This is a genomic window from Bacteroides sp. (assembly GCF_028690125.1).
In the GTDB taxonomy this organism is placed as follows: Bacteria; Bacteroidota; Bacteroidia; order Bacteroidales; family Bacteroidaceae; genus Bacteroides.
The window spans coordinates 25202-51974 of record NZ_JAQVBV010000019.1; the positions used below are offsets into that span (position 1 = coordinate 25202).

The window sequence follows — 26773 nt, forward strand, 5'->3', positions numbered from 1 at the left end:
ACTTACAGCTGAGATGACAAGCATTTCAGAATATTATTTTTGTCTTTTTGTAATAGTGAGAATATTCTATCTAAATGCTACTTATCTTCTTCACCGAATCCGATACGTAATTCTCCGATCTTCTTCCCGTCACCACTGTTAAGATTGACATTCTTATCTGCCTCCCATCCATTCCAGGCACCAAGTAACCGGGCGGCATCTGTCTTACCGTTGAACTCATAAGTAACCTCACCTTTCTTATTCTGCATTTTCTTCAACGCATTACGAACACGCTTTGGAAGCTGAGACGGACTCTTCATCTTAACTTTCCCTGTATGTTCATCGACTATATACAAATCACTTGGATCAGCAAGGATGATATCCATGAGTACTTTTTCAACTGTTTCACGCTTAATTTCAGACTCTTTGGCTCTCTTAGTCTTTATTTCATTTATCCTTATAGACACCTTAGTCTCTTTGAGAAGTCTACATGCAGCTACCCAAATACTCTCTGGTTTCATCTTGGAAGCATCATAAGACATTCGATATGCTTCACTAGCATTACCATCAGTGTCTACGTAATAATGGCAGAACTTCTCTTGCTTTAATGTTAATGTTTTCTCTTCACTCATAGCTTCAATTATTAAATTCCTGCGGGGAGAAACGATAAAAGTTACTCAGCCCACAGGAATAAATTAGAATGGTTGTACACTCATAGGATTTCTATTTCTTCGCCCCTGCATTTTTTTGAGGATTATCCTTTCACCGCATGGCGAATATTTTCTTTACTCCGTCCTCGACTGACGTATAGGACAAAGGTACTAAATAGATATTCCGGTTCACCGATTGCTCCAAATTGTCAAAATTGCGTTTTTTGTTAATCAACTCTATTTCAAGAGGTTTATGGTATTTTACTAAAGTTGCAAAATACATAGTAGTCACAGGCTGGACATTACAGATGTTGATTAACTGCCTGTTGGAGCCTATTGCATAGATAAGGCCTTCGACAATATCATCTATGTAAGTAAAGCAACGGATGTTCTGACCGCAATTGTATAGGGACACACTTTCCTTATTTATCAGGAACCAGAGAAGAGTTCTTTTACGTGGGTTTGGTCCGTACACATTGTGCAGCCGACAACCGGTTGCGTTCTTACAATATACTGATGCATACTGCTCATCAAAATATTTGCTTATACCGTAGAGACTCGTAGTATTCTCCGGATTTGCAGTTGATGAGCTGGCATAAACTAACTTTACATGATATTGGTTACAAGCATTGGCAACGCGCATGAAGGTATCAATGTTGTCTTTCCGGATCTGCTCCAAATTTCCATTGAATACACTCGTTTGCGCTGCCAGGTGAAATACACAGTCGATATCACCTGATTTTAAAAGCTCACATACTTTTGAAGCTTCAGTGCCGTTTTTCCGGTCGATACCTATTACCTCAACATCTCTTTTTACTAATTCTTGGCAGAGAGCTTTACCTATAAAACCCTCACTGCCGGTTACTATTACTTTCATCATCACAAAAATTAAGGGCGTATCTAGTTAATGATACGCCCAGGGTTCAACATATTTCTATTGGTATTTTGGAATTAATACTCCATTTTATTGTAGAGTATATTCTTTTCGCTATATCTGCATCAATACTCCATAGGAGTACATTACATATTCAGCTTTCAGTGCCGGAAAAGCAGCGAAACTTAACCCCGCATACAACGAAAGCTGAACTGGGATTCGTATGTTTTGTTTTAAAACAACGATATGCGCACCCGTTCAGTATAAGTTATGTAAGGTTGTTCGCTGCACCTCCGGCCTGTATATTGGATTGGGTGCGTTTTTGTGCCCAATTGGCGTAAAACAGAACGGTATGAGGCACACATCTTATTTCTCTGAAGATACATTCATAGTTGGCATGATTGCCACACTATTGGTTATCATTCTATTCTCTATCATTACTTTCATGTGGTTACATATTGAAAGTCAGAATAAAACGATCTTAGCTCTGAATCAGACAATATCAGAAATGGAAAGATCTAGAACGCAAGAAAAAAACGCTATCCGGAATATGTCTCTGAATGAACTCTTTGACAGATTAGATTCACAGAAAACAACAAGGCCATGAAACAATGTATTTTTGAGCATAGCTGCAACTGTCCTTGTAATGCAGAAAAAGATTTGGAAAGTTCAGATAACGTATATATTTTCCTTCAAGAGCTATATGGAGATTTAGCCATTTTAAGCCGGGAAAAATATAATATTAATGATTTGGAATGCGCATATTGTTTAATTAAATCTGCTTTGGAAACAGTCAAATTGAATAAACAAAAATATAGCAGGCGCAAAATTTATTCATTGACTACTGCTAAAAATCGCATTACCGAATTCTTTTTAGAACAAACTCTTGATCGTATTCGTAATTTTATATATAGCTAATAATACTTTCCCCCTAACCGGGTACCGCCGTTACCTACATTGTTTTAACAGTGAGGAACGGCGGTCATTTTTGGTAATTTCAATATATTAATGAATTAAAACTGTTGTTCGTCCTGCAATTACTTTATTTAGAGCTATTCAATTGCGGTTATTACAATAGGGTAAGGTGTCACATACTTTAACAAAGAAATATATAATTGATGAAATTCACAAATAGTTTCGCTTTTAAAAGGTGTATAGTTATAGTTTTTAGAGTTCACTTGAGTTTTAATCTCATCAATAAAAATGAAGAATAGACATTTTTTTATTTTAGACAAAATAGCTACAAGTTCCTCATCTTCATATATAATAGTAGGAGAGCTAGTTATTTCCTCAATAAATTTAATAGTATTCTCTTTGTTAATTTGAAGATGAATAGTATCAATATACTCTCCAAATGAATACTGACGTTCTCTTATTGTTTCTTCGTATTTACAATAATTAACTCCATCTCCTACACCAATCCTTGTTACTTTATCAAATTCAGCTGACTTTATTTTTTTGTAAAAATCTCCTTCAACTCCTAATGAACATCGTTCTGAAACATAACCAATGATAAGTTGCATCCAATTAGCAATTCTGATTAAGTTTACATGATTTATTTGTCTGACCACTTTTAATTTTCTTTTTCCGGGTACATAAACTAATAAATAATAAAATAAACTACTAAGAAGTACACCTATACTGATATCCAGTATTAAATTATTTATTTGACTTATCTGATGTTGATTGAACGAACATTCAATTAATGGAATCGCCTCAAATACTATTTGCAAAATAAGTATTATAGAAATTGCATTAGCTACAATAAGAATGCAATGTAGTTTCTCTTTCATATTAGTTCTTCGTTTATTCATGATGCAAAGTTATGATTATTATTCAAAGAAAAAATAATTTCTAATAACCATCATAATTATCTAGATCATTTCCTATTATTACAATGTTTCCTTACCTTTGTAACATGGATAAAGACAAGAAAAGAGTACTGATATTAGGTAATGGATTTGACCTTTGCTTAGGTAGAAAGACTTCATACAAGGATTTCTGCGGATCTGAGTTTTGCCCCAAAGACTACCCTGCTTCTTTAATCAAACATCTAAATGACAAATGGAATGATAATTTAGATGTGGTCAAATGGTATGATTTGGAGAATGAATTAAGCTTTTATTATACTAAAATCAAAGAGAATAATGGACACCCATTCGATTTATATGATAGCAAAGAAAGAAAAATTTTAGAAATGATACATGCCTATCGTGGTATTTCCGAATACAATGATTTAATACAAACAAATGCTGAGACTGTTAATAGACTACTAAGGATAGGCGTATTATCCAAGCCTGGACTTTCTTACATAATCTGTTTATCACATGAAGATGTGCTAAACTCTCCAATTGATCGAGACAAAAAAGCTATACAGTTAATTAAAGATGGGTTAATAAAATACCTAATAAAAATCCAAAAAGAAGCCATTAATGAAAACTCAGTAGCAGCTACCGTAGCAAGAACATTTATCCAAAGTAATGTGAATGATGAAATTGTCATATACTCTTTTAACTATACAAGCTTTGGAGCAATAGTTCCAAACTCTAGTTTTGCTATGGAATTTAATGATGCAGTTAAGTATGTACATGGCTCATGTTTAAACGGAAATATCATTTTAGGAACAAAAGATGAATACATAGACAAAAACTATGATTTCATACAAAAATCATTTGATTCTCAATATAATCCTCCTACTATTGTATATGATTTAATGGATGCTGATGATATTACAATATTTGGACATTCATTAGGCATAAATGACAGCCAATATTTTAAAGCCTTTTTTGAAAGGCAATCTTCATCCACTAATCCCCAAAAGAAGAATATTACAATTTTCACTAAAGATGCAAAATCAGAAATTGAGATAAAACGCTCATTACAAGAAATGACAAACTGGAATTTGACATCTTTATATGGATTGAATAATCTCCAAATTATTAAGACTGATGAATGTGCCAATAATCCAACCCAATTAAGAAAATACATCAAAATGTATGTTGATAATGATAAAAAAATTGACAGCATAATTCATAACTAACTATTATGTCACCTATGATCCCCTATTATTATTTATTCCATTTGCAACCGCAGTATGCACATCGGTAATACTCTCCGAAGCTAGTTACTTGTTTCTTCTAATTTATAACCAAATTACATAAGCAGATGTCGTCTTCTGAGTTGATATTAGGATACTCCCAAAATGACAATTTCCCTTTTGTCGGAATAGGTTCAGGGAATAGTATGGGATTAGCTAATACCCAGTTATATATAACTTTCTTTCCAGTAATGCCCTCATGGATCTTAGGGTTCATACCAATAGTATAATTTTCTGTTTTCTCAGCCCAGATGGACGGATGATTAATTACACAATCTATTATCTCAATGCTACCAATAATTGCAGAATTGACAATGCCATCTACACATATTATTTTCCGCTGGAACTCGACAGAGAGACTATCCCATTGAGCTTTTGTAAACACACTATTAGGATTTATCATTTTAACAGGTTTTGCACTCGCATGAATAAGTACACGTTTACCTATATATTTTTTAGGGCATGGCCATGTCCTGTTTTCGATGTCTTTAATACCATGAACAATCAACGAAGCCCACGGCTGTTTTTCTGAAATAGCTTTCATTTCTAAATTGGTTATTAATATCTTTCCAACAATTTTTCAAAAACTCTCTTTTTCTCTATGAACTTATAAGAACCTTTATGTCTCATTTGTTTTTTGTTACGCCCTACTACCATTTGACAACCATTTACACCAACATAGATATATACTCTATTATGTTTTTCATTATCAATCAATGCACGTTCAATAGATAATTTGCAATATCTATAACTGTCATTTTGAACACCTTCATATCCTCTCGACATCAAAAAACTTCCCAAATGATCTGCTTCTTCTATAGAAAAGCATTGTGTGAAAATATTCTTCATTATTTGCCTCCTTTCTGAATCGGACTTAGTTCATTAAAAGTCCAACCTGCTTGTTTTATTTTCTCTAATCCATCAGGTGATATAGCGTAATCTACCGGATGCACAGAGCTATCACCATAACCGCCAGTATAAAACACGCCCTTATGAAGAACACCAAGAGATTGTATTTCTTCCACTTTAGCCGCTGTATTGCGCCATAACCATTCTTTATACTTTGAACCAGATTCTTTATCAATACTAATAAAATACCCTTGTACACCGTAATAATCAAACTCAGAGATATGAATATATTTAGCCTTAATAGCTATTTGAGCTTCTAGCCACTCTTCAGTTCTGAAATTATCCTTCGGTGAAAGATAAACCTGCTCAATACCTAATCCCAAATTCTTATTCTTAACCCTGTCAGTGTCTTTAAACTTAACACCTGACACACTTCGATAAACAGCCTTATCTTTGTACGACCATTGGTTATCTACATGAAACAACTTAGGGTTATCAAGCACAAACTGCATTAAATCCGTTTTGCTTACCTTTAACTCTTTAGCGAGTTCAGGTATAAGGCAATACTTTTTGTTATTTGCCATTTTGAGCAAATCAACTCTTCTTTTGATTTCTGGTATATCCATAATCATTTCTTGTTTAAATAATCATTTTCAGCAAGCCAACAGAGTGTTTCGTATGCGGCATCAAGAAGATTGTCTGAACGAAACACTTCTATTGTTTCATGGCTGTTTACATCTACATACGAAACACATAACCCTGAATAAATAATATTTGGCCTTATATCAAGAAATGAATTGTTCTGTACTATCAGCTTCGGAAACAGTTCAAGTATATCTTGCAAGGTGAATGTTTTTTCTACATACCGATAAGACAAATTGCAGTTGCCATAAGCGTAAAGAAGCCATTCATCTCTATCTTTCATACATACGCCTGACTGCCATGCCATACTTGCACCACTTGTATCTACACCTAAATCTTTAAGGTGCCTCATTTGTTCTATTGAAAGAACTTGCTGTGTCATTCTCATAATCATTCTTTTTCACATACATAACCATTACTACTCATATACTCAGCGATAACATCTTTATCTATGCTGTCAAGAATACTATCTATCTCATTCTCTGATACATCAGCAATCAGATTAACAAATGTCATATTAGGTCTTACCTCTACATTCGTTGCTTTTACGTCTATTGAAATCGTCTTCATGATTACTTGTTGTTAATTCGTTCTTTAAAATCTCTACAATTACCAAAATCAGCGCAAGAGCGAGGGTGCTCAAAAGATTCTGAGCGGTGGTATCTTTTTGTATTTACTTCTTTCAAATGAATAGTTCTCTGCCACATTTCACAAGTGCCATCTTTTCTGCAATGAACACAATTATATTTAGGTTCTGCCATAATCATCTATATTGTGGTAGCCCGAAGGCTACCGGATTAAACCTAATACTTATCAATCAGTTCATCGTAATTCTCTATGTCTTCGATGTTATTTTTATGAATCAAAGTAAGTAAATGAATCATAGTTATCTCAGATGATTCGTTATCACTAATAACCCTGCTTATTGCATCGGCTTCATTTAAGCTAAATTCAGTCTTTAATACAATATCCAATTTTTCTTGCTCTTCTTTTGTCATAATCTTCTATATTATGCAGGGCTTTCGCCCTGCTGGTTAATTCTTTTCATCAATTCCTCTACCCCACATCATAGCAGAGTAAAGAGCATTAGCATATTGTTTGAGTTCTTGGCTGTTTGAAATAAAGTCTACCTTCAACGCTTTCTTCAATGCTTCAGCGTAGAGGTTATTATCTAGTTGTTCCATTGTTAAAAAATTAAGTCCCCACCTTACTGATTACTAATCAATGGGTTAATTAGGTGGGGACTGGGTAAATGATTAATTCAGTGGTTCTCCAATAGGTCTTTTGTCCAAAATGAAAACAGGATGAATATCAAGAACATCAAATCTCTCACAAAGAGCTTTCATGATATTTTTCCCTTTTAATTTCCTTGTACTAACGCCTCCGGGAGAGGTATATGTGCAAAAAGTATTTCCAATCACACGTATTTCTAAAGGTGCTCCCAAATGGCTTAGTTTGTAATCTCCATTTTTACCAAAGTACGCAATAACGAGTTTGCCATCAATTAATGCCTGACAGGCATCTTCTCTTTTAATTTCCATAAATTTTAATTTTATTAGTTTATAGAGAGTAATATCACCCTCTGTACATAACCATCGTATTGTCCGACAGAGGTGGCACTTTATTCTGGTATTGGCATCCAGTGAGTAATAGTTTCCCATGTATGGTATCTTTCTCCCCAAGTATTTGTATCTTCATCAATGAAGCAAACATCACATAACCAGATACCATCCTCTTTATTTTTATTGCGACATCTTACATTAACAAGTTTACCTGAATTAGGCAATCGCTCTTTCACACTGATCCACGGGGATTGCTTGGCTTGCCACTCTGCACCGTATATAAATGCAAACTTTACATCGCAAACAGAGCAGTGTTGCGCTGAATCAAGCAAGTACTTGTTCAGGTTTTCCGCATACTCTCTTTCTGCTTTTTCTAATTCGCTCATGGTTTATTCCTCCTCATAATCTATTACCAATGGGCACGATGCACTGATTTCAGCTATCGTGGTACGTCCATTCATTACTCTGTAAATGTCTACAAACAATTCTTCTGATACCCTCTTGTCCGCACATACAATATGAGTCACACCACCGATTCCAACAGCATATATATTTGCGCCAACTGCGGTAACGATGGCTATTCTTTTGATTTTACTCATTTATTACCCCCTTTCGTTTGTGCTTCATACTCTTCTTTTGAAAGTTCTTTATAGTATAAGATAACTACATCACTCTCCGGTATTAAATTCTCTTTTATAAATTCAGAGACTTCATTAATAAGAAATACATCATCATTTATGAAAAGTGTACGGTTGCCAAACCCTTTGCTATAAGCATACGAAACAAAGTAATACTTCCTTTTTATTCTCATTCTTTACTTCCTTTCAGTAGTTCTGGGTTATCGTGGATGTTGCCGATAATGTAGTATCGATCATTAGTTGCAGATTTTATTGACATCTGAAATACGGCACCGCTTATCACACTTCTTGCATACAATCCGCCTTCAATATATTCAATAACATACGCTGCTACTTTGATTTCGTTATGCTCTCTTCCTATTATATCCCCTTCATATATCTCCTTACCGTTCTTATCGAGTAGTCCGGTGAACTGACCGACTGTATTTACATCTATACTCAGTGGGCAATTTGAACTGATACTGTGTATATGAGGCCTTTTTGAAATAATGTGTAAGTCTCCATATACCCATTCATTATTATCTAAACAGGATGTCTTTCCTCTAAATTTTATAATTCTCATACTCTCAATACTTTTTCCCGTGCATCTTCTCACGGGATTGGTTATACTTCATTTTCTGCTCGATATGCCAGGGCAAATCAATATTCAAGTGCTTGGCAAGACCAAAGATGAATGACAACATATCATTCACGGTTGTGGCAAAGTCATACAGCCCTTCATATCTCGCAGGTAGAGTGGATATCGCATATATGCTCTCCGTGAACGTTTCATCTTTACAGGTTTCTGCCATGTCGCCAATAGAATCATTTATGTCCTTCGTTGCTAGTCCGAGGGTTATTTCTCGAAGTCCGGCAAGGTCGAGCAAGCGGATGACAGCATCGGAAAGCTCATCTTCAACGGTATCTTTGATGTATTTTTCAAAGGCGGAAGCAAAACGTTTGGTTTCTTCCACCAGCGCAGCATACCGATTGTATTCCATTTCAAATTTGCCTTTACCTTTGAAGTGCTTCCCTTTCCTGTCTGCTTCTACCGCTTCCATTAGCTCGGAGATAACAAGGCAAAGACAGTGTTCGTTACTCAGTTCTGTGTCATGGAAGCCATGCTCACAAGCGATTTTATACGCTTTATCACTTAGTTCGTTTAAATTCATTGCTTTCATTCATTTAATTCTTTACTCCAGTCTATCTTCTCGTATGAGTGATGACCTATCCAATCAAAGTCGTCGGAATACGGCCATTCTTCCTTATCGCAATCTTCAGGACACTTATCTGTATGTACATGATAGTTTGCTTTCTCATCAGTCTTAGTGACGACAGACCGATACTGGATTTCTGCAATGTAGTTTTGACCGCAACAGGCTTCATCAGATATTCCTTCTCCATCACCTTCTTTCAGCCAGTCTTCTGCCTCTTTTAGCGTTTCAAACTCTTCATAGTCTCCGTTTGCAGCATCATAAGCTACATAACGGTAATTGTTCTTGCTCATATTTATTTTGTTTTGAACCTTTTCAGGCTACGTTAATATTCAAATTCTCTTTAAATTGAAAATTGCATACGCTAAAGTTCCACCAAGAGATTCAGAAAATATCTTTTGATCTAAAACTTCAGGATCGGGTCTATCTCTGTTTAATTCAACCCATTCTTTTGCCGCAGATTTATACTCTTCTTTATCTCTGAAGGAAAGAACTTTATCAAACAGATTATTCCAAGTATCATTTTCTAAGACAGGAATATGTACCAATTCAGTTATATGCCTTATGTACATTTCTTTGCACCGTGGCGTATTTATTTCTATAAATTCTAATTTCATAATTCATTATTGATTAGGTTTTCGCTTCAACAATTCAAGTACTATTCTTTTCCCCTCTTCCAGCCCATCGGCGTAACCTTTTGCACGTTCACCGGTATTATAGACTATAAAAGAGAGGATCAATAAGAATAATCCAAGAGAACGATGCCAGTAAGGAAGCTGGTTCGTAAACGGTTTAACAGTAATAGATAAGTGACCTGCATATACTAGGCACACCAATAAAATCACACATGAAACAACTGTAGTTTTCATATCAATTCAATTTTTAATTATAAATCAAGTTTAAATCTTCTTTCTAAATCAAAGATTGTTTCTTTCGCTTTGCCCTCTCACTATTTACATCTGACATACACATACGACACCATGACGATAAACATTGGTATTTCTTTCCATGTGAAGTAATCGTATTCGTATAAAACCGATTAAGATAGAAATAGCGTCCACAATGAGTACATTTTTTCATCTCTCTACCATCCGTATCAAACACTCGATTTCGAGGCTTACGACGAATGAGGGTGCATCCCTTACAATAATTATCTTCACCACGATATCGCCGACAATGCGAAAGAGATTTAATTCCACATTTTGCAAATGTTTTGCAATCAACACGTACAAATAAATGCGTACTCATATCCTTCGTTCATTTAGAAACTTGTATAATACACGAGAAATGGCTTCTCTATTCTCTGGCATTAGCCATTCTTTAGCGACATTCCATGCTATACTCATAGATGGATTGAAATTGTCTTTCCTAATGGTATGATGGGATAAACGTCCCTCAGTAGGTTTCAGCCCTTTATCATGCAGCACACATAAACCATTCTCGAAGAAAGCACAATACTCTTTCCCGGCAACAGGCTGAATCATTGGAATAGGAGCATTAATCACTCCTAGAAAAATACCGGCAGCCCAATGAGTCAAAGCCAGTCTATCAGCGTAACCGGCATCAATAATTTTTTCGATATCTTCCGGTGTACCTAGACAAACAGTTTTACACTGATTCTTACATTGACTACACTTACACTCAATAGGGACACGACCTGATGACCTCATTACCCTTTGTAATGAGGTTTTTCTTGATAACTCTCCCATGATTATTCAGATATTGAATTCAAGATCATTTTTGCACGATCAATCTGCCAACGATTGAGATATGATTGCCAACAACCATTAAATCGGGACCACCGAAAAGCATTATGTTTTAATTGTGATCGGATTTCTTCGTCTGGAACACCATCGAAAAACAATTGTAAACGATTCTCTTCGGAGTTCTCAACTATGCGCACACTCTTAATTACATATTCTTTAGTGGCTGTTTCTTTTAACATTTTAGCACGTTCTAGCCTTTGTTTTGCATCACGAATACGTGCACTATTATTGGTCAGTGTGTAAGAGGCAAAACCATACTCACCGTAACAATCAGGCTCAGTAAGTTTAACCGATTTTTCTTCTGAAAAACCTAATGATTGAAGCTGCTCAATCTTTGCAATATCATTTAGCTTCTTACTCCGGACTATCTTATTAGCAGCTTTCATCATCCCTTGAGCTTTCTCTAAAGATTCAACCTTTTCCTGCAGTCGGTCTACCGCATCATCATCTCCTAGATAAATAGAAGTGTTATTTTCAGCAGCTTCGGCTTTGCGCTCAAAGTACTCAGCCTTACGAGAAAGCTCAATACTCTTATCCATCTTCGCACCTATTTTATCACGATATTTACGGTCTGCCAACCCATGAACCGGCTGTCCCATGGGAATAATACTTGCCATCTTTGATGATTGCCGACAAGCAGCATCCGAAGCTTCATAGCTTCTTTTAGCAAGCTCTCTTAATCTATCAACTCTTGCTTCCTGTTTTTCTTTTCTGTTCATAATTTTTTGGTTATTTTGGTTTGACTTATATAAAATTGAAAGACCACAGCCTAAACCGTGGTCTAATCATTACTTCGACTTATCAGTAGGAAGCAAATCATCAAATAAACCGGGAACACGCGGCTTTAATGCTTCGTATTCATCCCGGAAGAATTCTTCTTTGGTCCTTCCCATCTTCTTCCCTTTCCTTGTATGCACATCAAAAGTGTAAGGAGGAATGGGAATAGGATATCGCCTGACATCTTCTATCCATTTTTCAATATCAACATCCTTCCTATCGTAAATGAGGTTCTGTAAATGGTCTGCGTCCCGGTTCTTCCTACATTCGCAAAGGAGAATAACTGCTTTACTTACAAATATCCTTCCTTTCGGTTCAGCAGCACTCTTGTTTACAAGTTCGTGCCCTTGCCATAATGCTTCGACCTCTTTTGTAATGATACCGAAGCAATCTTCTGCACTGATAGTAAACAGGCGCTTCCACACATAGTCGCGGTATCCACTAGCCCAAAGTTCTAATGCAAAGAAACCAGCTACTCCGGTATCAGCTCGCCGAATAGCTTTTTGCATAGCAGAACTCACCTCAAAGAAATCATATCCGCAAACTGTTCTAATAATCATAATTCTAATTTAATGGTTTGACTTTTAGTTTATTACATCAGTAAATTTAGCTAAAAAAGACGGATATAGCAAACAGAATGAACGCCATTTAAACGCCTTTTTTACAGGTTATTAGAACTTGAATTTGCAGGATATGTTATGCTGTACAAGTTGCTTTGTTTTGTCCTTTCCATTATTCGTTGCACTCTTCAGTAATATACTATCACCAAAATTCTTTTTAATGAAAAGGATAGATTTACGCTCTTCTTCCTGATTCCTAATCGAAGCGAGTCCACCGGCATTTACAAAAGTGTTCTTTTGCTCGAAATTATAACGAAGGTCTGTCAATATTCGGCGCTCTTTATACTTCATATAGCAACTTATCCAAAAGTCCTCTTTAAGCCTTATTTCCTCGTTCCACCAAGTATTTTTGTTATAGATTACTCCATAACTGCAACCGGTTATCATCTTTGAAAGAGAAAGAAAACCTGTTTCATCATACATAACAGGCGAGATTCGAGAAGTAAAACCAAAAAGATGAACATCCATCAGACATGCCATTTCATATAATGACTGAATGATGTAGGTGATTCTATCCTTATCTTTCACCCGGCACGGTTCACCCTTCTCAGCATAGATAGCTTTGCAGGCGTGAACATCATCATCGAGCATAAAGATATCACGAAAATGTTTGGCCATCCAATTACGTTTAGGGATCAGCCCTATTACATCATCCGGATGAGTTACTATTTCACATTCAGGATTGAACTGCCGATATAAGTCAGCTTGACTTTCAGCAACGCAAATGATAGGATCATTCACCAACTTCTTAGCGAATACCCTGTCATGACGCTTATGGCTTGGTATTACTATTTTGCAGGACATGGCGAACATCTTTTATATCAATTACATTAGATTTACTTACTTTCCCCGTCTTGTAGGACTTCATGTGCTGCATATCCAGTCTTTCACGAAGCCAGTTACTATCTACCTCATTACTTGAGGTAATGATAAATAACTCATGTTTTTCATCGAACTTAGGTATGAGAGGATAGATAGCCGTATCGTCTGTTATTGTGTCGAAACGCTCTTTAAATTCATCCTCTTTCTTTTCTGGTGCGAACTCAATACCCCAATCCTGTAGTTCAGCTTTATTCCACTCGTTTTCCATAACATCCATGTCGTTCTCACCGAAATTGACGTTATCCTTTGTGGCGTATTCTCTGAGTTTTTTTACCGGGGTATCTGGTGCCAGAACCTTGCATGGTAGTTCTTTGTAACCAAGCTCCTTACAGGCTCGTAAACGAAGGTTTCCACAAACAACAATGTACCGGCCATCATTATATGGAAAAACTATAAGTTCTCGGAGTTCAAGCATTTCAGGGGAATCCTGAATACTTTTTTTCATCGCTTCAAAGCGATAATCACGAAAAAAACGAGGGTTCTTAGGTAGCCCCGTCAATTGCCCTTTATTGAAGTCCATAAGGGCAATAGGAATTGTTTCTATCATACACTAACTATTTAATCAACATCACAAATTCAACAACACACATAGTCAGTAACATTCTAATCGGATTTATCGGGCTTCTCTAATAGTTCTATTGCCTTTCTTATTTCATCTTCGATATCCTTGCATCCATAATGTTTCATAAAAGCAACAGTGATAATAATTATATCAGCAGCTCGTTTTTTGTATTCCGGGTTATTCTGAATGCAATCACTTTGTTGTTCAGATAACTCATCAAATTTTCTCCATGCCGCCGCTATCCTTAAACTAAAAGCCTTTTTAGAAGTATGATTATTCATATGAAATCGGCACTCTATTATTTCCAATATTTTAGAAGCCAATTTATTCAATGTTATCATATCGATCAGGTTAAATTGTTTGACTAATTATAATCTCACACGATTTTATAGAGGTTGATCTCTAATGTGAAACCGATTTATGAATCTTCTATACCTACACATATTCACTAGAGTTTTTCGATTATTTACTTAAAGGATCTGTTGTATCTAAATATTTCCTGTATTCCAATTCAGTTTTTGCAAGGTTAATGACAGTGTTTACACCTTGGAAAACCTGTTTCGCCTGATTTACTTTGGCAGGATCATCTTTTACCTCCTTAATTTGTTTAAGAACCAAATCTCTCAAGTCCTGCAAAATGGTAGGATTTACAGTTGATACTTTATTCAAACGTTCGTTGGCAAGTACGATCACAGTATTGGTAATAGGCCGGAAACGATTCAATTTTGAAGCCAAATCGAACATGCTAAAGATTAGTACCTTTCCATTATTCAGGTAAATTTCTACTTCCGTACCATCATCACCGGTACCATCACAATAGTTGAGAATTACTATCTCTTCATTCTGATATAGAAACGGCTTATTTACCATCTCTTTAAGTCTATCTATTGCACTTTCACTCATAATGATTCATTATTTTTTGTTGCTTTATTAATTTGTCTATTCAGAGCTCCCTTTAGTTTGATAAGATATTGTACCTCCTCAGGATATCGGGCATACATTGAGTTCTCTGTTTTCAATTGCTCGGATCGGCTTACCATATAAAGGTTCTCGATACAAACATTCTGTCTATCACCATCCTTGAACTGAATATTGTAGCCAGGAGGAATTTCACCATTGTGCTCGATCCACACAATGCGGTGTTTCAGTTCAAATACATTAGGTTCTGCTGTCTTAACTTCAATATACTTGTCTTTAGTTATTCGTTCATAGCCAACAGGCTTATGATTTCCGGGAATATTGCCTTTCTTGAAACGTGTAGCTTTCGTTTTTTCAATCTGAGCATCTGACATATATTCTGTTTGCTTACGTCCCTTATTCATTGGTTGGTGTCCTTTGGGAAAGAAACCCTTTGAAGAATGCTCAAAAAAGAACCCTGCCGACTTTCTCAATTTTAGTTTGAAAGCCATTCCGGCAACTGCACTTTCTGTTGAACCAAGCATCGAAGCTATTTCAAGATTGGAATGATCGGGATAAAGAGCTATCAATTTTTGCCTTTTATCCGGGCTCCATACCCTCGCATCAGGTGAACGTTTTAATTTACGAACTAAGGCTTTAGCTTTAATAGCTACAAGCGTTTTACCAAGGCGTCCGGCAAGCTCTTTTAAATCAGCAGTTGGGTACTCACTATCTAGTATAATGAGTTGTTCATCAGTCCAAGTTTTCATAGGCATATCAATAAAGAGAGGAAACCGTTAGGCTTCCTCTGTATTATCGTTTTCAAGCTCTTTCAGTCTCTCATTGAGTTTCTTTTGTTTTCTCTCAAATGAATCTCCAAGTTTCTTACCAAGGGCAAGGTATTCATCCGGGTATTGTTCGCTGAAAAGAATATTCTGGCATTCCTGTAAATAAGGATGAAAATTCACATTATTCGATGATAAGCATTCGGAAATAAAAGCTCTATACCATTGTGTCCTATCTGCTTGATTATTCTTAACATAGTTCACGAAATCGCTTTTTTTATCCCATTTTCCCAATTTTAGATTTTTCAGAAATTCACTATTGCAGCTACTTAGAACCATCACATCAAAAACAAGTTGCTCATTAATGGAAAGCTCTTCCTTACGCTGACAGTATGGCTTTTCCTGTGCCCATTTGCGCATTTCCTCAGCACTTTTTTCGACGACAATTTCTTTGTTTCTCTTTAACTGAGTATTTATCTTTTCGCGTTCTATCTCCTTAGGATCTGCAACAGCAGAAGTACCGGAAGCCATTTCTTTTCTAACATAGTAGAAATTAACTTTAAATTCGGGAGAATAATATCCAAAGAATGAAATACACCGATAAACCTCACCATCTTCAATCATTTTCAAAGTGCGTTCATCATCTTCTGAGTACCAACACTGACCTCTAAATATTTCATCCGGATTAACGATTTCAAATCCAAGTTGCTTAACAGCTTCTAAAGTTTTCTCATGGAAAGCCTTTCTCTCTTCCCCCCAATACGAATCGGGATGTTTAGCTATAACTACTGTTTTTCCGAAAGATAAAGGTTCACCAGCTTTAACAAGATGATCGCTTTCTAATTGGATTTTACGTGCAACATAAGCTATCTGTTTTTTTTCGAAACAAGTAGCATTGATACATCGGGAATCCTTGTTATTCATCTCATAGAACAAACAGCCATGATTACATGTATTATTCTCGCACTGAGAACATGGTTTAAAATTGCCATTCTCCCAATTATCTGAATCATCTTTAATCCAGGCAGCATTACTAAGTTCCATAAAAGAGTTACTTACAAAATCACGGATCATAGCTGTAGTACACTGTTCATCTTCCTCTTCGTGAAACTCTTTTTGTGTATCTTTATCCAACTTAGAAAGAATCATAGCACCGGATAGCGGTATTTCACCATCTCTCACCCGGGCTTGTAGTTCCGGAATAAGATTATTCAATTTGATTCGGTCAAAAACAAAACGGGTAGACTTTCCAAATCGCAATGCGATATCTTCCAAGGTACGCCCTTTCTCTGTTAATGTAGCAAAGGCAAAAGCCTCTTCGATGGGATCGACGTCTTTTCGTTGAAGGTTCTCTGTAATCATTGCATCGAAAGCCTCATCATCTGTCATCTCTCTGACAATGCAGGAGATTGTTTGAAAATTCTCTGACTTTTTGCGATGGGCCTTGATTTTTGCAATGTTCTCTTCATCTTCTTTTGCTTTCAGAAGGGATATCGCTCGAAAACGACGTTCACCACATACAATTTCGTATGAGTATGGCAACGGGGTGACATCCCCTGTTTCCAAATCGGTCACATCTTCGGATTTGGCTACTCTGATGGTAATAGGCTGTAATAAGCCTTGTTTCTCAATGTTACTTGCAAGCTCTTCCAGAGCTGCTACATCAAATGTCTTTCTCGGATTAAGTGGAGAAGGACTAATAAGGTCAATTCTAATGTTTTGTACTTCCATAATTCTAATTATATTGGTTTGACTTTTAATTTATTACATCAGTAAAGTTATCGTAAAATGACAAGTTGTGCAAACAGAAACTTCGCCATTTTAACGCCATTTTATTCAGGTTTAAAGCGAAGTTGTATAAAACCTCGTTTTTCAGTTTCTCGTAACAAAGCAATGTCATCATCCTTTATTTCAGCAGGAGTCTCACCATTAACACTCGTATAATCATCAATGCCGAATTTCTCTCTTATGCGTTTTATGATAGCTTCGTCTTTTGTTACCCAGTAAATTGTGACTTTCATCATTCCATTTCGATTTATAAGATATTGTTCAAGCGTTACACAATGGCTAGCACGTTCTTTTATGCGATTCTCCATACTTAAAGTTTCAAATTCCTGTTCAGCTTTAAGCATGTCCTTCAACCTGTCCCGGCAGAATGTATCAAGTGATTTTAAAATTTGCATGGGATCAACAGAACCGAAAAATTCTTCATACTTACCAGACCGGAGACGACCAAAAAAGCAACATAGTTCAGCAATATTGAGATAGGGATATTCACAGGCTATTTGGTCACTCAAATCATGTAACTGCTCATTTGTAAGTTTCTGTTTAGCCCCAACAAAACCATTCACTTTTAGCAAATGGCATTTCAGCCATTCTCTGGCACCTTCAATTCCATAGGCAAGACTTACATCTCCAAGTCTGGGACACCCATCAATCATAGAAAGTTCGGCAATTGACTTGACAATCATCAACCGAGATTGCAGATCCGGATTATATGTTTCGCAAAATAACGTTGGACTAAACATATCAGCCAGGTTCTTGCTCAATTCCGTGCTCTTCCCTCCATTTACGGTCAAGTTCTTCGAGGTTGCGAGTGACATCAAGCTTTTGGCGGTTACTATCTGAGTCTCTTTCTTGTGTGTCAGTTTCATTTTTCTTTCGATTTGCTTTGATGTGATCCAACAGCCAAAGGTTAGCTTTAGATTCCCAGCGCTCTATTTTCACACCGCTAGCATTCTTCCATCCTATCGAATCAAAGTGGTTGAAAAATATCTCTGCCTGTTCCTGCCAATCTTCCAACCGTTCAGGCGCATTTTGGCTGACGAAGTATTGAATAACCTCGTCAAGCGTAGGAGCTATAATCTCCTTGACAATTCTCTTAGACTTTTCAGGTTGAGCGGAGGGGAAAAGTTCGCCAGGTGTGCTTTCTTTCTTACCCCCTTTAGGGGGTTCTTTCTTTGTCTTATTCTCTGTCTTATATTCTTCTTTAGGGGGTGTGGGGGGCTTTTCTTGTAAAGGTGTACCTAAAGGGTCACCTAAAGGTATCCCTAAAGGGTTACGTAAAGGGTTACGCAAAGGTGGTAGATTTTGCACCCCTTTAGGGCTACCTTTTACGGAATATATAGACTTATTCCCTCTTCCGTTTCCTTGCTTATACTCTATTATACCGGCTTGAACTAATCTATTCCGGGCTACTTTCATGACTTTCTCTGATACTCCCACGTCAGATGATATCTTTGTATCACTACGTGTCCAGTTATCCTCCCAGCCTAAACGATTCGCTGTTTTTAGCAAGTAAAAATAAAGCCTCGTTTCACAGCAAGAAAATTGCCAGCATTCATCAAGTTCCCAAAATCTATTGATAAGTTCAATGTAGGTCATATCAGTTTATAATAATTCCGTAAAATATTGTTTATGTACGGTTGTGGATCAGCTTTCAAGTACTCACAGATTTTACGTATAAATTCAAGTAGTCCATGACAGACAACATACACACTACCATACTTCTCTACAAGCTCCTGCCACTCTTTTTGTACCGGTGATTGCGTTCCAGCTTTCTTTCCTTTAATATATGGAGTTTTCATCTCTATACAAAGGCAACTCTTTCCACCACGAGGAAAAAGCAGAATTAAATCAGCAACACCGGCAATAGCACCTTCATATTTGCGCATTGCACCGCTTTTCTTAGTTCTGAGACCACCATTTGGTATAGCGAAAAGCAAAGGAGCTACATCGGGAAATGTTTCTCTGAACCATGTAACACAAATATGCTGTATCTTGGTTTCAGAATACTTCACCTCAAGTTTATAAATATCTTCCTCAGTCATCTTTCTTGTTTTTATTAGAAATCGCAGCACATTCATTAAGAAGATCTACGATCTGTTTACACCTGTTCTTGCAACCGATAAAGGATATCATTGTCTCCCATTCAGGACCAAACAACATTTCTTTCTTGTATTCCTGAATATGGGTATTCTTCCCTTTTACGACTAAGCGAAATGGTTTCATAATTTATCCCTGAATAAGTCCATTGCAAGATTTACCATATTTTCCTCAACCTGATCATCGGTGCCTGTAACACCGTTAGCTATATTCTTCTTGACTTGAATTACATCATACATATATTTGTCGATAGTATCTTTTCCTAAGAAGTAATAGCAGTTTACGTTATTCTTCTGCCCATTTCTATGCGCACGATCCTCTGCTTGTTCACAATCACTGAAAGTCCAAGGGAACTCAATAAACGCAACCCGGCTGGACGCTGTAAGCGTCAATCCTGTACCTCCAGATTTATAGTTCAGGATGATGAGCGTACAATCAGGATTGTTCTGAAAGGAATCGACAGCAAACTGCTTTTGACTGATACTATCCGAACCGGTTACAGTCACAGCTTTTGGGAATGCTTTTTTGAGTTCAGCAACAACATCTTTGAGGTAAGCAAATACTATCAACTTCTCACCTCCATCTATAACGTCATGGATGAACTCAGACATAGCTTTGATTTTTCCCCTAGCAGAGATTTGTTTTAGTATTCCCATCTGCATCATCACAGCACCATTCATAGACTTCTGTACCTGAGCATCAGAAGCATTCTTGTATTGTTTAAGATACTTCACGATATCATCCTCAGCATTCTTATATTCCTTCATGTTAGTTATATCAACCTGCAGGTATTGACGTGTTTTATCCGGAAGTTGTGAAAGCACTTTTGATTTTTCACGCCGGAAGAAACAACAGTTCCAAAGCCGCCAGTTTAATTCCTTAACATTAGATGCACGTTTTTGACCGTCACAGTATTTCTCGACAAAACGACTATATCCTCCGAAGTCCTCCAATCTGCCTAATATTTTAAGCTGCTGTATCAGGTCTGTATTATTATTGACAACAGGAGTACCCGTAAGTGCAAAAACAAACCTTTTGCCCTTGCAAATACCCTCAACATATTTTCCCTGCTGGGTTTTAGCTGACTTACATTTATGTGCTTCGTCTATGATAACAGATTTGAATAGATGAATACGTTCATCGAACACAATGCTCTTCATCGTGAACTTGCCACACTCATTTACACGCTTAACAAAGAATTTCTTCAAAGATTCATAATTCACTATGAACACTTCACATAACGGGCTTCCATCAGCTTTCTTACACTCATAAAAAGATTGCCAAGACTGCCGGTTGTGATCGTCAAGTATAATAGCGTTAATACCCGCAAACTTTTTAAATTCGCGTTGCCAGTTTACTTTTAAGGCAGCCGGACAAATGACCAATACAGGAAAGGACTCACCATAAATTGTTGCTTCACGATGAGCTTTGACAACAGTACAAATCGCCTGTAACGTTTTGCCTAATCCCGGTTGATCGCCGAAAATACAACGTTTATTATCTATCGCATACTGTACACCTTCCAATTGATACTCGTAGGGCTGAAGTAGCATATAATGTTCACCACTGAACTTCTTCATTTCCGGAAGATCGTAGTTTATATCTTCTGTTACTTCACGTTCACGCACAACAGAACAAAGTTTCATGTAGACTGCCCACTGAGCAAATCGTTTTACGTACCAAGTTGCATCCTGTCCGGCTGGATAACGGGGATCATTGATATAAACAAGCCACGCACGGTCTGCTCCGTCATAGCGTGGCTTGCTTGGTATTCTCTTTATGACCTCAACCAATTGCGGGTGGTAATCAAACTGTACCCTGTACATATTTGGCGTTTTAGTCACATAGATTGGTTTCATGAGGCGTGTTCTAAAACTAACTCTTTGACTTCACAGGGTTGTTCACCCATATCATCCTCTTTATAATCAGAACCTTCAGTTTCATCTGGATTTTTGAAAGGATCTTCACCGTTTTCAAAGTTTATTTCTTTCTGCAATTCCGAACATTTGTTTTCTGTTACATACTGTTCAGCCTCATACAGAAAGTTGTAAACTGCATCCCTAAACTCCTCGCAATGTACATACTGCTCATTATCGGGGTCAAATCCAATGCCAGGCGAGCACAAATTAAGTACCTTGTTTGTCATCAGTGTTCGTTTCCCAGTCAGGACACAGACCTCAAATGAAGAGTCACCACCGATGTTTACACCAGTAACATCGAATTTCTTAAAGAATTCATCTTCAAGGCATGATTCGGAACGTTCCCAATTTATGTACTGAGATTCTTTCTGTTCTGTGATATCCACAATGAATGGGATCAGTTTGCGAAGCGAATACTTCAAATCCGGATGAACGGGATTGATACCTTTGAAAGCGATATCATTCCCTTCCTGATCAGCATAAATAACTTCCAGACAACCTTTCTTGGTCATCTTAGCTTTTGAAATTTTTAAATCCATTTTAATTCTAACTTTTAGTTAATACTTACCTATGTCGGTATTCATTAATAAAATCATTGTAGTACTGGTCAGCAGGTAATGGCAAATTGATTCCAAATTCGGTAGCTGCATCAGCTTGCACCTTATCCAAAAAGGTTTTCATCTGCATGGTATTCAGTTTGGATGTACTACCAACAACCACATCTTCCAAGCCATTAATATACATTCTACGCCGTAAGAACTTCTTGCAGTAAAAGTCGTGCACATCTATCTTATCAGTCCCGGTTTCTCGCTCTATACAGGTAAACCATAGCCACATTAAAGCATTTTGCGATATAGAACGCGGTTCAACTTTCTTATTTATTGAAAGATTATAAGTACCATTGGATAGCGTAGAACAGAGGTAGTCAAATGATTTATCCATTGTGACTACCCCGTCTTTCTTTATTAAAATAGCTTCTGCCATATTTTAAAATGGTAAATCATCAACCGGAGGCGGTGGAGTCTGATACGAAGGAACCTGTTGAGATTCCTGTTGCCGGTTCGATAAATTATTCTGCATAGGCTGTTGTGTAGGAGGTGGCATAGAAGCGGCAGTTTGTTGAGGCTTAGGAGTTAGCATCTCCATGAAATCAACGAATACCTCAGTGATAAAGTGCTTAACACCATTCTTGTCATCATAGCTCCTTGTTCGTATTTTCCCTTCAAGAAACAACTTATCGCCCTTGTGTATATACTTTTCAGCTACCTCAGCAGTTCTATTCCACACTATGATATTGTGCCATTCAGTCCGTTCCGGTACCTGAGTGCCATTCTGCAAAGTGTACGCCTTATCAGTTGTTGCAAATGGAAATGATGCAACTTTTGCTCCATTAGCCAGTGACCTTACATCAGGATCTTTACCTACATGTCCTATAAGAATTACTTTATTTACACTCATTCTTTTTCCTCCCTTATGGTTACGCGAATACTATCCGCTTTAGTTGCTTTCTTCAAATACTTAGCATAGAGCTCAGAGTGCTCAGCTTGAAATTTCTTTGTATCAAAACTATTGCTTTGCGAAGCAGGAGTATAACTGACACGTAGACGACCGGAATCAAACGTTACCACATTGTTTTCCCTCATAGCTATCTTTAGCTTTTCTCTAAACTCCTTCTGAACATCAGATATGTAACTAGCCTGCTCTTCAATATCAATGATAGTATTTACTAATTGAGCGGATATAAGTTGATTTTCAGCAACAGGGATTAGGGTATTAGACCGATACATCTCTCCATTTATCTCACATTCCAATAGCTTCCTTACCTCATCGTCCTGTTTACGTTCAATAGGAATTAGTTCAGATTTGTCACCTCGTAGCCAGATGCCAAACAACTTATCTACCTTTATAAGTGGGTTCTGCATTTCAAATAGATAGGCATAGATTGATAGTTGCCAGCTCAGATACTCTTTGTCTAGATTATATGTAGTTTTAATGTCACCAAGGCTGATTCTATTGTCTTTTTCCCACACACAATCTATGTTTGATGCGAAGTATTCGTTATCGGATACGGTGTATTCATTGGCAAATGCCTTATATCCAGCATTTGTTCTTTCTCTAAGATAATTTTCAGCTTCCACGCTTTCAGGTGTGAAACCTGTAGAATCTACAAATTGACATTGAGCATGAATGCGACTTCCTTTCTCAGCGGCTTTCTTCAATACAAAATCGGGAATATCTTTATACTTATCAGGAAACAGTTGCCGACTAATCATTCCGGTTATTCCCTGTAATTGCTTATCTCCAAGAAAATATGTGTGGTCCTCTTCGTTGAAAACCACACTTGACTTTACTAATTCTATCATTATGCTGGATAAATTGTGCCCATTTTCATACAGGCGTTTCTAAATTCGTTATCATTTTGCATCGCTGTGTATTTATACCACACACTCTCAAGCTCTTTCCGGCTCTTTGCCTCAAGCATTTCAGCAATAGCTTTCTTTAACTGAGCACCTGTAAATACAGGAGCAGTATTCACTGGAGCTTTGTTGGCTGTTGAAGTATTTGCAACAGAAGTAGAGCTATCTTCTTTTTCATGAGTATTTGTTGCGTCACTGTCCTTCGTGTCATCTATGCAGAATAGACCGTTTAGGGCATATTTTCTGGCATAAGAAGATGAGGCACCAGTGATCTGACTACCATCCATTCCCTTTTTCGTCTCTTCTTCTCTGGCAAATGCCGTTACTACTTCTTTCTCACATTTATCGTTGGTTAGAGTAACAGTGGCTTTTACATAAATCCTATCACCAATCTGCATAATCTCATCACTGATAGTAAGATAACATTTAGTATCAGCCAAAATAGGCTTTACAGACTCAAGGATATCCTCGCAACTACGGTATTTATAATTACCGAATCTATTAAATTGCCCTTTGGGAGCTTTCAGCTTTTGCTGAATCGTTACTAATTCTTTCATAATTCTTTTAATTATTGGTTTGACTTTTAATTAATTACACTATAAAGTTATCTTTTATTGACAAGTTTAGCAAACAGAAACTTCGCCATTTTAACGCCTTTTTCAAAGCGGGAAATATGGAGTTTTAGGTTCATTACCAAAGTCCAAATCCAGCCGCCTGTAATCATTGAGCAACTGTTTACTAAAGTAGATAACCCTAGTACATGTTATTTCTGAGAACATACCTATATGAGTGTATTCAGTTGGTAAATCAAGCACATTAGATAACCAGGCGTAAGCCTCTGTTCTCTTCATGTATTCTAATTGCCAAATTTTATCAAAGAACTCATGTGCCTCATGTTTAAGTTTTCTCAGATTTCTTGTAGCAAGACGTCCAAGAGATTTATCCGTTCCTTTATGGACTCCAACATGAGCATTACATGGTCTGCATACATACATCATACCGTATGATGTACCATAAATTTCCACGCTGTCTACAAACTCGGTAGGTTGTCCACAATAAGGGCATATTTTACCTGCGAGGATCATCTTTTGTCGTTCATTTAATTCTATCATAAAAAATCTATTTGTGGACGGTACCGGATTCGAACCAGCCTCTTTACATTGTGCGCACTCAGTAATGTTTCATCCTTTAATACTAACCGTCCAGTTATCCAGCGCAATTATAAGCATTGACTAGATGCGTCAAATATTGCTGGAGGCTCTTTTTGAGTGAACGTAGTGGTCCCAAAGAGTATCCCGAAAAACACCTCACCTATCCCTATGTCATCAGCGTAGTCTATGCAGAATTTAATCAGGATTCTCGTGGAATAACCCGGACTTGAACCGGGATGAGTTGTCAAGCTCGCCACTTCTAAGGGCTGACATCCCTATTTCAGAGTGGTGCGTCTACCAATTTCGCCACTATTCCAAATAAAAAAGGTGCACTATTCTCACGAACCATACACCCGGAAACACAAACATAAACTTTAAGTATAAATTACGACAAATTCAAAAACTCTCACAAGCTGATGTGGAGAAACTCGGAATCGAACCGAGATTTACTGCACTATAATCCTAAACGTCTACAAGGGTGTGCATTTCCCTCTCAGTTTAGAGCGTCTACCAATTCCGCCACTTCTCCGTATTTGCCACACCAACGCTATGATGTGGACTTTACATATATCTAATACTATGAAAAAAACTTGTGTTCACCTTCACAGGCTACTTTGCTCCCGGATAGCCGTTCAAAGCACACCGGGATAGATGTAGAACATTTAAATCAAATAAATAAGGGGCTATCCCTACGGTGTCCTTATCACCGGCATCTTTAGTTAAACATAAATGAGAATAATCTCAGTGAAGGAACCCAGACTCGAACTGGGATGATGAGTAATATTGCCAACCAGCGCATCGGGGAATCGAACCCTCCTGCTTGCAGAATTGAACTCGCGCTTCATACTCTTCATAGACTCCTGCCTAAGCGTCTGCCTGTTCCGCCATTCCTTCAGTTCGTAGCCGGACACTACCGGCTACTTTGATTGATTTATGTTATTCGCCTTCACAGGTTACTTAACTCTAAAAAGAGTGTGCCTAAAAGCGGACTCGAACCGCTGACCTCTGTTTGTGGTGCTCTCCCATTAAGCTAAGAATCAACTTGAGAGACTCGAACTCTCAACCTTCCACCACACACAGTACTCTAACCAACTGAGCTACTCAGGCAAGTGCCCGGCGAACCGGGCTAAACATGACAAACTAAAAAAATTAAGCAACGTCACACCTTCACAGGCTATCTTTATTTTGTTTTTTATCTTCATGGATGAATCTCACAGCCAACAGTGTTACAACTATGAAGAAAATGATATATGACCAGGTAATATCACTTCTCGTCGCCTCGATTCCTCCACCTATGTACATAGCTGCTATCAATGCAACTACTGTAAATATGTTATGAATGATTTTAAGTGTTTTCATTTCTTTCGTTTTTTAGGTTTGATTTTTCTCTCACACCGGCAATGAAGTAATACCTGAGCTGCATTACAATGCCATTTTCCATTTTGAGCATCCGTAGGCTTATCACTTTCAATTTTACCTTCTTCAATAAGGCTAATCAACTTCCTCTCACCTCCTACTATACTGGATGACATATCTTTACCAAATGTTTCATTCGACATTACCCTAACGATATTATCTAGTAGAATTTCTGCAGTTTCACCTCTAACTACTTCCATAGACTTATCTAT

At 37.2% G+C, this 26773-nt stretch carries 44 protein-coding genes, 4 tRNA genes and 1 pseudogene; 2 read left to right on the forward strand and 47 right to left on the reverse strand.

Going from position 1 to position 26773, the window contains the following annotated elements:
- Nucleotides 1–77 precede the first annotated feature (77 nt).
- Nucleotides 78–611 carry a terminase small subunit gene (locus PHO71_RS13260; RefSeq protein ID WP_300204033.1) on the reverse strand — a complete coding sequence of 178 codons (534 nt, stop codon included), beginning with the start codon at nucleotides 609–611 and terminating at the stop codon, nucleotides 78–80.
- Between the two features lie 130 nt (nucleotides 612–741).
- A complete protein-coding gene (locus tag PHO71_RS13265; protein WP_300204035.1) occupies nucleotides 742–1509 on the reverse strand; it encodes an NAD(P)-dependent oxidoreductase in 768 nt (255 codons plus the stop codon).
- 597 nt (nucleotides 1510–2106) lie between these two features.
- On the opposite strand from PHO71_RS13265, the gene PHO71_RS13270 reads away from it, so the two are divergent.
- On the forward strand, nucleotides 2107–2421 hold the full coding sequence (locus PHO71_RS13270) for a hypothetical protein (protein WP_300204038.1): 315 nt from the start codon (nucleotides 2107–2109) through the stop codon (nucleotides 2419–2421).
- A 134-nt stretch (nucleotides 2422–2555) separates the two neighbouring features.
- On the opposite strand, the gene PHO71_RS13275 is transcribed toward PHO71_RS13270, so the two are convergent.
- Entirely contained in the window at nucleotides 2556–3296 is a 741-nt protein-coding gene (locus PHO71_RS13275) for a hypothetical protein (RefSeq protein ID WP_300204041.1), read from the reverse strand.
- A gap of 125 nt (nucleotides 3297–3421) precedes the next feature.
- Here PHO71_RS13275 and PHO71_RS13280 point away from each other — a divergent pair, with 125 nt between their 5' ends.
- Nucleotides 3422–4543 (forward strand): AbiH family protein, encoded by a 1122-nt coding sequence (locus PHO71_RS13280; protein ID WP_300204044.1) that lies wholly within the window; start codon nucleotides 3422–3424, stop codon nucleotides 4541–4543.
- A 97-nt stretch (nucleotides 4544–4640) separates the two neighbouring features.
- Here PHO71_RS13280 and PHO71_RS13285 read toward each other — a convergent pair whose 3' ends face one another.
- From PHO71_RS13285 to PHO71_RS13495, 44 genes and pseudogenes are all read right to left on the reverse strand, one after another.
- Nucleotides 4641–5144: an ASCH domain-containing protein gene (locus PHO71_RS13285; RefSeq protein ID WP_300204047.1), complete on the reverse strand. Its 504-nt coding sequence runs from the start codon at nucleotides 5142–5144 to the stop codon at nucleotides 4641–4643.
- Nucleotides 5145–5158: 14 nt separating this feature from the next.
- Entirely contained in the window at nucleotides 5159–5449 is a 291-nt protein-coding gene (locus PHO71_RS13290) for a hypothetical protein (protein WP_300204050.1), read from the reverse strand.
- A complete protein-coding gene (locus tag PHO71_RS13295; protein ID WP_300204053.1) occupies nucleotides 5449–6075 on the reverse strand; it encodes a hypothetical protein in 627 nt (208 codons plus the stop codon). Before PHO71_RS13295 ends, PHO71_RS13290 begins: the two co-directional genes overlap by 1 nt.
- 2 nt (nucleotides 6076–6077) lie before the next feature.
- A complete protein-coding gene (locus tag PHO71_RS13300) occupies nucleotides 6078–6479 on the reverse strand; it encodes a hypothetical protein (protein ID WP_300204056.1) in 402 nt (133 codons plus the stop codon).
- Between the two features lie 2 nt (nucleotides 6480–6481).
- Nucleotides 6482–6661 carry a hypothetical protein gene (locus tag PHO71_RS13305; protein ID WP_300204059.1) on the reverse strand — a complete coding sequence of 60 codons (180 nt, stop codon included), beginning with the start codon at nucleotides 6659–6661 and terminating at the stop codon, nucleotides 6482–6484.
- Nucleotides 6662–6894: 233 nt separating this feature from the next.
- A complete protein-coding gene (locus PHO71_RS13310) occupies nucleotides 6895–7089 on the reverse strand; it encodes a hypothetical protein (protein WP_300204062.1) in 195 nt (64 codons plus the stop codon).
- Between the two features lie 36 nt (nucleotides 7090–7125).
- The gene (locus tag PHO71_RS13315) at nucleotides 7126–7275 is read right to left on the reverse strand and encodes a hypothetical protein (protein WP_300204065.1); all 150 of its coding nucleotides are present in this window, start codon (nucleotides 7273–7275) and stop codon (nucleotides 7126–7128) included.
- A 72-nt stretch (nucleotides 7276–7347) separates the two neighbouring features.
- Nucleotides 7348–7632, reverse strand: a complete 285-nt coding sequence (locus PHO71_RS13320; protein WP_300204068.1) for a hypothetical protein — start codon at nucleotides 7630–7632, stop codon at nucleotides 7348–7350.
- An 80-nt stretch (nucleotides 7633–7712) separates the two neighbouring features.
- The gene (locus PHO71_RS13325) at nucleotides 7713–8039 is read right to left on the reverse strand and encodes a DUF551 domain-containing protein (RefSeq protein WP_300204070.1); all 327 of its coding nucleotides are present in this window, start codon (nucleotides 8037–8039) and stop codon (nucleotides 7713–7715) included.
- A 3-nt stretch (nucleotides 8040–8042) separates the two neighbouring features.
- Entirely contained in the window at nucleotides 8043–8252 is a 210-nt protein-coding gene (locus PHO71_RS13330) for a hypothetical protein (protein ID WP_300204073.1), read from the reverse strand.
- Nucleotides 8249–8464 (reverse strand): hypothetical protein, encoded by a 216-nt coding sequence (locus PHO71_RS13335; RefSeq protein ID WP_300204075.1) that lies wholly within the window; start codon nucleotides 8462–8464, stop codon nucleotides 8249–8251. The genes PHO71_RS13330 and PHO71_RS13335 overlap by 4 nt, the downstream gene beginning before the upstream one ends.
- Complete coding sequence (locus tag PHO71_RS13340) at nucleotides 8461–8853, reverse strand: YopX family protein (RefSeq protein ID WP_300204078.1); 393 nt, start codon at nucleotides 8851–8853, stop codon at nucleotides 8461–8463. Before PHO71_RS13340 ends, PHO71_RS13335 begins: the two co-directional genes overlap by 4 nt.
- A gap of 4 nt (nucleotides 8854–8857) precedes the next feature.
- Nucleotides 8858–9451 carry a hypothetical protein gene (locus tag PHO71_RS13345; RefSeq protein ID WP_300204081.1) on the reverse strand — a complete coding sequence of 198 codons (594 nt, stop codon included), beginning with the start codon at nucleotides 9449–9451 and terminating at the stop codon, nucleotides 8858–8860.
- Complete coding sequence (locus PHO71_RS13350; protein WP_300204084.1) at nucleotides 9448–9777, reverse strand: hypothetical protein; 330 nt, start codon at nucleotides 9775–9777, stop codon at nucleotides 9448–9450. The genes PHO71_RS13345 and PHO71_RS13350 overlap by 4 nt, the downstream gene beginning before the upstream one ends.
- A gap of 39 nt (nucleotides 9778–9816) precedes the next feature.
- Nucleotides 9817–10101 (reverse strand): hypothetical protein, encoded by a 285-nt coding sequence (locus tag PHO71_RS13355; protein WP_300204086.1) that lies wholly within the window; start codon nucleotides 10099–10101, stop codon nucleotides 9817–9819.
- A gap of 6 nt (nucleotides 10102–10107) precedes the next feature.
- A complete protein-coding gene (locus PHO71_RS13360) occupies nucleotides 10108–10353 on the reverse strand; it encodes a hypothetical protein (RefSeq protein ID WP_300204089.1) in 246 nt (81 codons plus the stop codon).
- A gap of 43 nt (nucleotides 10354–10396) precedes the next feature.
- Nucleotides 10397–10732: a hypothetical protein gene (locus tag PHO71_RS13365; RefSeq protein ID WP_300204092.1), complete on the reverse strand. Its 336-nt coding sequence runs from the start codon at nucleotides 10730–10732 to the stop codon at nucleotides 10397–10399.
- Nucleotides 10729–11193, reverse strand: coding sequence for a hypothetical protein (locus PHO71_RS13370; protein WP_300204094.1), 465 nt, complete (start codon nucleotides 11191–11193; stop codon nucleotides 10729–10731). The genes PHO71_RS13365 and PHO71_RS13370 overlap by 4 nt, the downstream gene beginning before the upstream one ends.
- A gap of 2 nt (nucleotides 11194–11195) precedes the next feature.
- Nucleotides 11196–11969 (reverse strand): DUF3560 domain-containing protein, encoded by a 774-nt coding sequence (locus PHO71_RS13375; RefSeq protein WP_300204097.1) that lies wholly within the window; start codon nucleotides 11967–11969, stop codon nucleotides 11196–11198.
- A 69-nt stretch (nucleotides 11970–12038) separates the two neighbouring features.
- Nucleotides 12039–12587, reverse strand: coding sequence for a hypothetical protein (locus PHO71_RS13380; protein WP_300204100.1), 549 nt, complete (start codon nucleotides 12585–12587; stop codon nucleotides 12039–12041).
- Nucleotides 12588–12698: 111 nt separating this feature from the next.
- Nucleotides 12699–13451, reverse strand: coding sequence for a hypothetical protein (locus tag PHO71_RS13385; protein WP_300204102.1), 753 nt, complete (start codon nucleotides 13449–13451; stop codon nucleotides 12699–12701).
- Nucleotides 13420–14076, reverse strand: coding sequence for a ParB N-terminal domain-containing protein (locus PHO71_RS13390; protein WP_300204105.1), 657 nt, complete (start codon nucleotides 14074–14076; stop codon nucleotides 13420–13422). Before PHO71_RS13390 ends, PHO71_RS13385 begins: the two co-directional genes overlap by 32 nt.
- Nucleotides 14077–14132: 56 nt before the next feature.
- A complete protein-coding gene (locus PHO71_RS13395) occupies nucleotides 14133–14432 on the reverse strand; it encodes a hypothetical protein (protein ID WP_300204107.1) in 300 nt (99 codons plus the stop codon).
- A 121-nt stretch (nucleotides 14433–14553) separates the two neighbouring features.
- On the reverse strand, nucleotides 14554–14994 hold the full coding sequence (locus PHO71_RS13400) for a hypothetical protein (RefSeq protein WP_300204110.1): 441 nt from the start codon (nucleotides 14992–14994) through the stop codon (nucleotides 14554–14556).
- Entirely contained in the window at nucleotides 14991–15758 is a 768-nt protein-coding gene (locus PHO71_RS13405) for an HNH endonuclease signature motif containing protein (protein WP_300204112.1), read from the reverse strand. Before PHO71_RS13405 ends, PHO71_RS13400 begins: the two co-directional genes overlap by 4 nt.
- 27 nt (nucleotides 15759–15785) lie before the next feature.
- Nucleotides 15786–17504, reverse strand: a complete 1719-nt coding sequence (locus tag PHO71_RS13410; protein ID WP_300204115.1) for a ParB N-terminal domain-containing protein — start codon at nucleotides 17502–17504, stop codon at nucleotides 15786–15788.
- Nucleotides 17505–17605: 101 nt separating this feature from the next.
- Entirely contained in the window at nucleotides 17606–17794 is a 189-nt protein-coding gene (locus tag PHO71_RS13415; protein WP_300204263.1) for a hypothetical protein, read from the reverse strand.
- A gap of 27 nt (nucleotides 17795–17821) precedes the next feature.
- A pseudogene (locus tag PHO71_RS26225) lies at nucleotides 17822–18376 on the reverse strand (DUF6633 family protein); the annotation flags it as partial.
- Nucleotides 18303–19157, reverse strand: a complete 855-nt coding sequence (locus PHO71_RS13420; RefSeq protein ID WP_300204118.1) for a hypothetical protein — start codon at nucleotides 19155–19157, stop codon at nucleotides 18303–18305. The pseudogene PHO71_RS26225 and the gene PHO71_RS13420, both read right to left, overlap by 74 nt.
- Nucleotides 19154–19603 (reverse strand): VRR-NUC domain-containing protein, encoded by a 450-nt coding sequence (locus PHO71_RS13425; protein WP_300204121.1) that lies wholly within the window; start codon nucleotides 19601–19603, stop codon nucleotides 19154–19156. Before PHO71_RS13425 ends, PHO71_RS13420 begins: the two co-directional genes overlap by 4 nt.
- A complete protein-coding gene (locus PHO71_RS13430) occupies nucleotides 19596–19784 on the reverse strand; it encodes a hypothetical protein (RefSeq protein ID WP_300204124.1) in 189 nt (62 codons plus the stop codon). The genes PHO71_RS13425 and PHO71_RS13430 overlap by 8 nt, the downstream gene beginning before the upstream one ends.
- Nucleotides 19781–21517 carry a DEAD/DEAH box helicase gene (locus PHO71_RS13435; protein ID WP_300204126.1) on the reverse strand — a complete coding sequence of 579 codons (1737 nt, stop codon included), beginning with the start codon at nucleotides 21515–21517 and terminating at the stop codon, nucleotides 19781–19783. The genes PHO71_RS13430 and PHO71_RS13435 overlap by 4 nt, the downstream gene beginning before the upstream one ends.
- Nucleotides 21514–22116, reverse strand: a complete 603-nt coding sequence (locus PHO71_RS13440; protein WP_300204129.1) for a hypothetical protein — start codon at nucleotides 22114–22116, stop codon at nucleotides 21514–21516. The genes PHO71_RS13435 and PHO71_RS13440 overlap by 4 nt, the downstream gene beginning before the upstream one ends.
- A 25-nt stretch (nucleotides 22117–22141) precedes the next feature.
- Nucleotides 22142–22561, reverse strand: a complete 420-nt coding sequence (locus PHO71_RS13445) for a hypothetical protein (protein WP_300204131.1) — start codon at nucleotides 22559–22561, stop codon at nucleotides 22142–22144.
- Nucleotides 22562–22564: 3 nt separating this feature from the next.
- Nucleotides 22565–23035: a single-stranded DNA-binding protein gene (locus PHO71_RS13450; protein ID WP_300204134.1), complete on the reverse strand. Its 471-nt coding sequence runs from the start codon at nucleotides 23033–23035 to the stop codon at nucleotides 22565–22567.
- The gene (locus PHO71_RS13455) at nucleotides 23032–23940 is read right to left on the reverse strand and encodes a hypothetical protein (RefSeq protein WP_300204137.1); all 909 of its coding nucleotides are present in this window, start codon (nucleotides 23938–23940) and stop codon (nucleotides 23032–23034) included. Before PHO71_RS13455 ends, PHO71_RS13450 begins: the two co-directional genes overlap by 4 nt.
- Entirely contained in the window at nucleotides 23940–24551 is a 612-nt protein-coding gene (locus PHO71_RS13460; protein ID WP_300204139.1) for an ERF family protein, read from the reverse strand. Before PHO71_RS13460 ends, PHO71_RS13455 begins: the two co-directional genes overlap by 1 nt.
- Nucleotides 24552–24653: 102 nt before the next feature.
- A complete protein-coding gene (locus PHO71_RS13465) occupies nucleotides 24654–25106 on the reverse strand; it encodes a zinc-finger-containing protein (RefSeq protein ID WP_300204142.1) in 453 nt (150 codons plus the stop codon).
- 14 nt (nucleotides 25107–25120) lie between these two features.
- Nucleotides 25121–25198 (reverse strand) — tRNA-OTHER (locus tag PHO71_RS13470).
- A 158-nt stretch (nucleotides 25199–25356) separates the two neighbouring features.
- Nucleotides 25357–25461 (reverse strand) — tRNA-OTHER (locus tag PHO71_RS13475).
- Nucleotides 25462–25564: 103 nt separating this feature from the next.
- Nucleotides 25565–25674: transfer RNA gene (locus PHO71_RS13480), tRNA-OTHER, on the reverse strand.
- 446 nt (nucleotides 25675–26120) lie between these two features.
- Nucleotides 26121–26252: transfer RNA gene (locus PHO71_RS13485), tRNA-OTHER, on the reverse strand.
- A 60-nt stretch (nucleotides 26253–26312) separates the two neighbouring features.
- Nucleotides 26313–26504 (reverse strand): hypothetical protein, encoded by a 192-nt coding sequence (locus tag PHO71_RS13490; protein WP_300204145.1) that lies wholly within the window; start codon nucleotides 26502–26504, stop codon nucleotides 26313–26315.
- Nucleotides 26501–26761: a hypothetical protein gene (locus tag PHO71_RS13495; protein WP_300204147.1), complete on the reverse strand. Its 261-nt coding sequence runs from the start codon at nucleotides 26759–26761 to the stop codon at nucleotides 26501–26503. Before PHO71_RS13495 ends, PHO71_RS13490 begins: the two co-directional genes overlap by 4 nt.
- Nucleotides 26762–26773: the final 12 nt, after the last annotated feature.